Raw genomic sequence first — 7,632 nt, 5'->3', positions numbered from 1 at the left:
GTCAAGCCGATCACCTGTGGACAAGACATTCTTGATGAATATCAAATAAGTACAACGAAACAAGAAGTTGAAAAAATTTCATTGACAAAAGAGGAGCATATGGTTCATACTGCATTACAGTATGATTATGCAATGAGCACGGAAGAGATAGCGATGAGAACGAACCTTGATATTGGGCAGATCGCGCTTATCGTGCTTCAACTGATGTTGCGCGGACTCGTGAAAGAAGACTCGGCGCAACGATATATCCGCATCAAGTAGGAGGGTCTGTCTGATTGAGTAAGACATTAGTTGTGGTGGAATCCCCTGCCAAAGCCAAAACGATCGAAAAAGTTTTGGGCAAAAACTATACGGTAAAAGCGTCGATGGGACATCTGCGCGATCTGCCGAAAAGTCAGTTTGGCATTAATATAGAAGAAAATTTCACGCCGAAGTATATCAATATTCGCGGCAAAGGTGACTTGATAAAAAGTCTGAAAGAAGCGGCAAAACGTGCCGATAAAGTATATCTCGCGTCTGACCCTGATAGAGAAGGGGAAGCGATCGCGTGGCACTTGGCACATATCTTGGGTATCCCCGAAGATAAAAAATGCCGTATCGAATTTTATGAGATCACGAAACCTGCCATCAAAAGTGCCGTGCGCAGTCCGCGTCCCATCAATATGGATCGTGTCGATGCACAGCAGGCGCGTCGTATGCTCGACCGCATCGTGGGCTATCAGCTTAGTCCGCTCTTATGGCGCAAGGTGCGTAAGGGGTTAAGCGCAGGCCGTGTACAGTCGGTCACAGTCAAGATGATATGCGACCGCGAACAAGAGATACTCGAATTCATTCCCGAAGAATATTGGACGATCGGCGCATACCTTCGCAAATCGGAAAAATATGTTTCGTTCGAAGCGCAGCTGGTAGCGAAAGATAATAAAAAGATAGAGATCCATACGAAAGCAGAAGCCGATGCGATCCTCGCCGACCTTACGAAAAGCTCGTATGAAGTGATCGATGTAAAAAAACGCGAGCGCAAACGCAATCCCGCACCGCCGTTTACGACGAGCAGTCTGCAGCAGGAAGCGGCACGCAAGCTCGGCTTTACATCGAAAAAAACGATGATGCTGGCGCAACAGCTCTACGAAGGTCTTGAGCTGGGTAAAAAAGGCCCTGTCGGTCTTATCACGTATATGCGTACCGACTCGGTCCGTGTGTCGGAGCTTGCACAGGCAGAAGCAAGAGAACTTATTGGCACTGTCTACGGTGCAGAATATGTACCTGCCGAAGTACCGTCCTATTCGGCGAAAAAATCGCAGGATGCGCATGAAGCGATTCGTCCGACGACGATGGCTCTCATGCCGAAGGACCTGACGGAGTACCTGTCGCGCGACCAGCTTCGCCTGTATCGCCTTATCTGGGAACGATTCATGGCAAGCCAAATGGTACCTGCCGTATACGATACCGTGACAGTCGATATCGGTGCAGGCAGATACGGTCTTAAGGCCGTCGGTTCGCACCTTAAATTCGCAGGCTTTATGATGCTCTATTCGGAGAGCAAGGATAAAAAAGAAACGAACAAGGATGTTACGCTCCCGCCGCTTGAAGTCGGACAGAAGCTCGAAGCAGAAAAATTTGAGCCGAAACAGCACTTCACCGAGCCGCCGCCGCGCTATACGGAGGCATCGCTCGTCAAGGCTCTCGAAGAAAAAGGGATCGGCCGTCCGAGTACGTATTCGCCGACGATCGAAACGATCTTAAGCCGCGGATACGTTGATAAAGAAGATAAAAAATTTGTCCCGACAGAGCTTGGATTCGTCGTGACGGATATTCTCAAAGAATATTTCCTCGATATCGTGGACATTCCGTTTACGGTACAGATGGAAACACAGCTTGACGAGATCGCCGAAGGCAAATATACGAAAGAAGAAGTCCTCGGACGATTCTATGAACCGTTCGCCGAAACGCTTGCCAAAGCTGATGAAGCCATCGGTCATGTCGAGCTTCCCGTAGAAGTATCCGACGTGAAGTGCGAGCAGTGCGGTGAATTCATGGTCGTCAAGCAAGGCCGATTCGGCAAGTTCTTGGCTTGTCCAAACTTCCCGACGTGCCGCAATACGAAACCGATCGTCAAAGATATGGGCGTGACGTGCCATAAATGCGGCGGTCATCTCGTCGAACGTCAATCGAAGCGCGGACGCATCTTCTATGGTTGTGACAACTGGCCCGAATGTGATTTCGTCACGTGGGACGTTCCTCTTAAAGAAACGTGCCCTGAGTGCGGAACATTCCTTTTAGGTCACGGCTATCGCGGGAAATTTACGAAAAAATATTGTGCAAATGAAGCGTGTCCGACGCGCGCAGGCGAAAAAACGGAAAAACCGAAAAAACCTGCCACGCGCAAACGCAAGACCGCTTCCAAATCGGAGGAATAGATCGTGGAAAAAGTCGTTGTTATCGGAGCAGGCCTTGCTGGTAGTGAAGCCGCTTGGCAGTTGGCGAATCAAGGCGTACAGGTAATGCTCTATGAGATGCGCCCGAATCAGAAATCACCTGCCCATCATACGGATTATTTTGCAGAGCTTGTCTGCAGCAACTCACTTCGCGGGGCGGGTCTTGAAAATGCAGTCGGTCTTTTGAAAGAAGAGATGCGCCGCATGGGCTCGCTCATCATGGAAGCGGCAGACGCGTGTGCTGTGCCTGCGGGCGGTGCACTTGCCGTTGACCGCGAAGCGTTCGGTCAATATATCACGAACAAAGTAAAAACGCATCCGAATATCGAAGTTATCGAGAATACGGAGATCACCGACCTCAACTTTGATGAGATCACCATCGTGGCGACCGGCCCTCTTACGAGCGGTAAGCTCGCCGAAGAGATCGCGACGCTCACGGGTGAAAACTACTGCTACTTCTACGATGCGGCAGCCCCCATCGTAACGGGTGAATCGCTCGACTGGAACAAAGTCTATCGTGCATCTCGTTACGGTAAAGGTGATGCCGATTACGTGAACTGCCCGTTCAATGAAGAAGAATACAAAGCCTTCTGGGAAGCACTTACCACAGCGGAAGAAGCGCCGACCAAAGACTTTGAAAAACAGATATTCTTCGAAGGCTGTATGCCGATCGAAGTCATGGCCAAACGCGGTATCGACACGATGCGCTACGGCCCGATGAAGCCTGTCGGACTCGATCATCCCGAAACAGGCGCGAAAGCCTACGCTGTCGTACAGCTTCGCCAAGACAATGCGGCGGCGACGCTTTATAACATCGTCGGATTCCAGACGCACCTGAAATGGCCCGAGCAACAGCGCGTATTCCGCATGATACCGGGGCTTGAAAATGCTGAGTTCGTTCGTCTTGGAGTGATGCACCGCAACACATACATCCATTCTCCGAAAGTCCTCGAACAGACGCTTCAGCTCAAAAGCCGCCCGCGTCTTTTCTTCGCAGGCCAGATCACAGGTGTAGAAGGATACGTTGAATCGGCTGCATCCGGTCTTATGGCAGGTATCAATGCGGCAAGATTGGCGTGTGGCAAACAGCCGTTCATCTTCCCCGAAGATACGGCACACGGTGCCCTTTGCCACTATATCACGCACGCGGAAGGCAAGAACTTCCAACCGATGAACGTCAATTTCGGCTTGCTTCCTCCGCTCGGTCAGAAGATACGCGACAAAAAATTGAAGAATAAAATGATCGCCGATCGTGCGCTCGAATCTCTGGAAAAATTCAAAGTTTTTCGACAATAGCTTGCATATAATCTAAATTCTATGGTATGATAGAATATATAGTAATGTGGGCGCTTTACCGTTAAGAACAGATATTTGAATATGGATCAATAAAATGATGAGGTTGCCTGCAAAGACAAGGACAGGAACAATGATATAACATTGCTCGTGTTTGACTTATGCGCAGCCTCATTTTGCGTTTATCATATATAGTCAAACCATAGCTGAGATAGATGTGAAAACGGTAATCGTTGTTGTCGGTAAGAAGAATGGAGGTATTACAGTATGTTCCATGCAACTACGATCGTTGCGGTAAGACAAAACGGTGTATCTGCGATCGCAGGGGATGGTCAGGTAACGTTCGGCGGAAATACGGTCATGAAACACAAAGCCAAAAAAGTACGTCGCTTGTATCATGGCAAAATTTTGGCAGGTTTTGCAGGTTCGGTAGCCGATGCGTTTACGCTGTTCGGTAAATTCGAAACGAAATTGGAAGAATACAACGGGAATCTGATGCGCTCTGCGGTAGAGCTTGCCAAAGAATGGCGCACAGACCGTGTTTTGCGTAATTTGGAAGCACTTCTCATCGTAATGGATCGGGAAAAAATGCTCGTCGTATCGGGTAATGGTGAAGTCATCGAGCCTGACGATAATATTGCGGCGATCGGTTCGGGCGGCTCGTTCGCTTTGAGTGCGGCTCGTGCGCTCGTCAAGCACTCCGATTTGTCGGCAGAACAGATCGTCAAGGAGTCGCTTGATATTGCGGCCGATATCTGCATTTATACGAATCACAATATTACGGTAGAAGTGTTATAGGAACGGGGGAATCAGTTTGAGCGAATTAACACCGAAACAGATCGTTCGGGAGTTGGATAAATATATCGTTGGGCAGGCGCAGGCAAAGAAGTCTGTTGCTGTTGCGCTTCGCAATCGCTGGAGAAGTAAACAGCTCAGCGAAGAGTTGAAAGAAGAGATCATTCCAAAGAATATTTTGATGATCGGACCGACGGGTGTCGGTAAGACGGAGATCGCCAGACGATTGGCAAAACTCGTCAATGCACCGTTCATCAAAGTAGAAGCGACGAAGTTTACTGAAGTCGGCTATGTCGGCCGTGATGTGGAATCGATGATACGCGACCTCGTGGAAACGTCGATCCGCATGGTGAAGTTGAATAAGATGCAGGCTGTGGCTGATAAAGCGCAGGAGCTGGCGAATGAACGCATCATCCATTGTTTCTTGCCGCCGACGAAAAAAGAAACGGCACCGAATCCGTTTGAGATGATCTTCCAGACGGCGAATATGCCGGCCGAGGCACCGGCAGAGGTGGCTGAATCGGAAGAAAAACAGCAGCCTGCGGGCTATAAGTGGTGGAAAAAACGTCTTGACAATGGAGAGCTTGAAGACGAACTCGTTGAGATCACTGTAGAAGACGGCAGTGGGCCGATGATCGGTATGTTCGGTTCGGGCAATATGGAAGAGATGGGCATGAATATCCAAGACATGATCGGGAACATCTTGCCCAAGAAACAGAAAAAAAGAAAAGTGCCTGTTAAACAGGCGCGTAAGATATTCGCACAAGAAGAAGCACAGAAGCTTATTGACATGGACGACGTTACGACAGAAGCCGTAGAGCTTGCCGAACGCTCGGGCATCATCTTCCTCGATGAGATCGACAAGGTAGCGGGCAGAGGCGGTCAGTCGGGTCCCGATGTATCGCGTGAAGGTGTCCAGCGTGACATCTTGCCGATCGTCGAAGGATCGACGGTCATGACGAAATACGGTCCCTTAAAAACGGATCACATTCTCTTTATTGCGGCGGGTGCGTTCCATGTGTCGAAGCCGTCTGATCTTATTCCGGAGCTGCAGGGTCGATTCCCGATCCGTGTGGAATTGACGAACTTGTCGAAAGAAGACTTCTGCCGTATCTTGACGGAACCGACGAATGCACTTTTGAAGCAGTATCGTGAATTGCTGTCAACGGAAGGCGTTACGATCACGTTTACGGACGATGCCATTGATGAATTGGCAGAGATCGCGTGTCGAGTGAACTCTGAAACGGAGAACATCGGTGCGCGAAGACTCCATACGATCTTGGAGAAGCTATTGGAAGACTTAGCCTTTGAAGCACCTGATATTGAAGAAAAAGAAGTTGTGATCGATCGCGCATATGTGAGTACAAAGCTGTCGCATATTGTCGTGAATCAAGATTTGAGTCATTTTATCTTGTAACAATTTAAATTACAATACAGAAAGCGGGTTGGGAACATGATTGAAATACTGGAAGGCACACGAAAAATCAACAAACTTCTCCAAAAAGCCGAAAAAATGAACTATAACGAGATATCCGCTGTACTTGGTAACGTTTTGGGAGCGAACCTTTACATCATGGATCGTGAGGGCAAGGTGCTTGGACACGCGCTGCAAGACGGTTTTGAGTGCGATCTGATGATCGATCTCGTGGTTAAGGTGGGTAACTTCCCCGAACGATATGTCGAATGGCTGATGTCTGTTACGGAAACGCTTCCGAACACAAGACTGAAAGGCGGTATGTGTACGTTCGAACGTTCGAAAGAATGTCTGTTCAAAGACAAATTTACGACGGTCGTACCGATCTACGGTGCGGGTGAACGCATCGGTACGCTTATCGTAGCGAAATTCAACAAAGAGTTCGAAACGGCCGATCTCATTTTGGCAGAATACGGTGCAACTGTTGTTGGTATGGAACTTCTTCGCGATCGCAGTGAAAAGAAAGAAGAAGAAACGCGCAAAAAAGCAACGGTACAAGTCGCTCTTGCAACACTGTCTTATTCCGAAATGGAAGCAGTCGTTCATATCCTGAACGAACTGGGCGGCAACGAAGGTCTTCTCGTTGCGAGCAAGATCGCAGACCGCGTTGGTATCACGCGCTCTGTCATCGTCAATGCACTTCGCAAATTTGAAAGTGCGGGCGTTATCGAGTCGAAATCGCTCGGCATGAAAGGTACATATATTCGCGTACTTAACGAGTGGCTGATGGACGAACTTCGCAAGACGAAAAAATAAGTGATATGCCCCCTCCGAAAGCATGAAAAATCTGCTTCGGAGGGGATTTTCTTTGTAAAAAAAGATTGATTCGAAAAGTTCCGTGTGATATAATATACAGCGGTGTAAAGAAAACGCACGCCACTTCAATCCCGACCTGTGCCCTTTGCGGTGGACGCGGGATATGCGAATGGCGGAGGAAAAAACAGGAGGTGCACCAAAATGGCAGTAATTTCTATGAAACAACTTTTGGAAGCTGGTGTTCATTTCGGACATCAGACGAGAAGATGGAACCCGAAAATGGCTCCGTACATCTTCACGGAACGCAATGGCATCTACATCATCGACCTTCAGAAAACGGTTAAAAAAGTAGATGAAGCGTACAACTTCGTTCGCGAAGTAGCAGGCGAAGGCAAATCGATCCTTTTCGTTGGTACGAAAAAACAGGCTCAGGAAGCAGTGAAAGAAGAAGCTCTCCGTTGCGATATGTTCTATGTAAACGAACGCTGGCTCGGCGGCATGCTCACGAACTTCCAGACGATCCAGAAACGTATCAACCGTCTTCGTGAACTCGAAAAAATGGAAGAAGAAAACGTATTCGACGTATTGCCGAAAAAAGAAGTAATCTTGCTCCGTCAGGAAATGACGAAATTGCAGAAATTCCTCGGCGGTATCAAAGACATGCAGAAATTGCCGGGCGCTCTCTTCATCATCGACCCGCGCAAAGAACGCATCGCTGTTGCAGAAGCTAAAAAATTGGGTATTCCCATCGTAGCAATCGTTGACACGAACTGCGATCCGGACGAAATCGATCACGTTATCCCGGGTAACGATGATGCTATCCGTGCCGTTAAACTCTTGACGGGTAAAATGGCTGACGCTGTTATCGAAGGCCGTCAG

7 protein-coding genes are annotated in these 7,632 nt (G+C 48.6%); all 7 read left to right on the top strand.

What is annotated here, in order from left to right:
• A partial coding sequence (locus IJN28_07650; protein ID MBQ6713642.1) for a hypothetical protein occupies positions 1–261 on the top strand: 261 nt, incomplete at its 5' end.
• Between the two features lie 14 nt (positions 262–275).
• The gene (gene topA, locus IJN28_07645; protein MBQ6713641.1) at positions 276–2,417 is read left to right on the top strand and encodes a type I DNA topoisomerase; all 2,142 of its coding nucleotides are present in this window, start codon (positions 276–278) and stop codon (positions 2,415–2,417) included.
• Between the two features lie 3 nt (positions 2,418–2,420).
• Entirely contained in the window at positions 2,421–3,731 is a 1,311-nt protein-coding gene (gene trmFO / locus IJN28_07640) for a methylenetetrahydrofolate--tRNA-(uracil(54)-C(5))-methyltransferase (FADH(2)-oxidizing) TrmFO (protein ID MBQ6713640.1), read from the top strand.
• 264 nt (positions 3,732–3,995) lie between these two features.
• Complete coding sequence (hslV, locus tag IJN28_07635) at positions 3,996–4,526, top strand: ATP-dependent protease subunit HslV (GenBank protein MBQ6713639.1); 531 nt, start codon at positions 3,996–3,998, stop codon at positions 4,524–4,526.
• 16 nt (positions 4,527–4,542) lie between these two features.
• Complete coding sequence (gene hslU, locus IJN28_07630) at positions 4,543–5,940, top strand: ATP-dependent protease ATPase subunit HslU (protein MBQ6713638.1); 1,398 nt, start codon at positions 4,543–4,545, stop codon at positions 5,938–5,940.
• A 39-nt stretch (positions 5,941–5,979) separates the two neighbouring features.
• Positions 5,980–6,753, top strand: a complete 774-nt coding sequence (codY, locus tag IJN28_07625) for a GTP-sensing pleiotropic transcriptional regulator CodY (protein MBQ6713637.1) — start codon at positions 5,980–5,982, stop codon at positions 6,751–6,753.
• 201 nt (positions 6,754–6,954) lie between these two features.
• On the top strand, positions 6,955–7,632 hold a 678-nt coding region (rpsB, locus tag IJN28_07620), incomplete at its 3' end, for a 30S ribosomal protein S2 (protein ID MBQ6713636.1).

The sequence above is a fragment of the Selenomonadales bacterium genome (genome assembly GCA_017442105.1).
GTDB lineage: Bacteria > Bacillota > Negativicutes > RGIG982 > RGIG982 > RGIG982.
The sequence above is the reverse complement of the archived record's forward strand: the minus strand, read 5'-3'. Positions and strand labels throughout refer to the sequence as shown.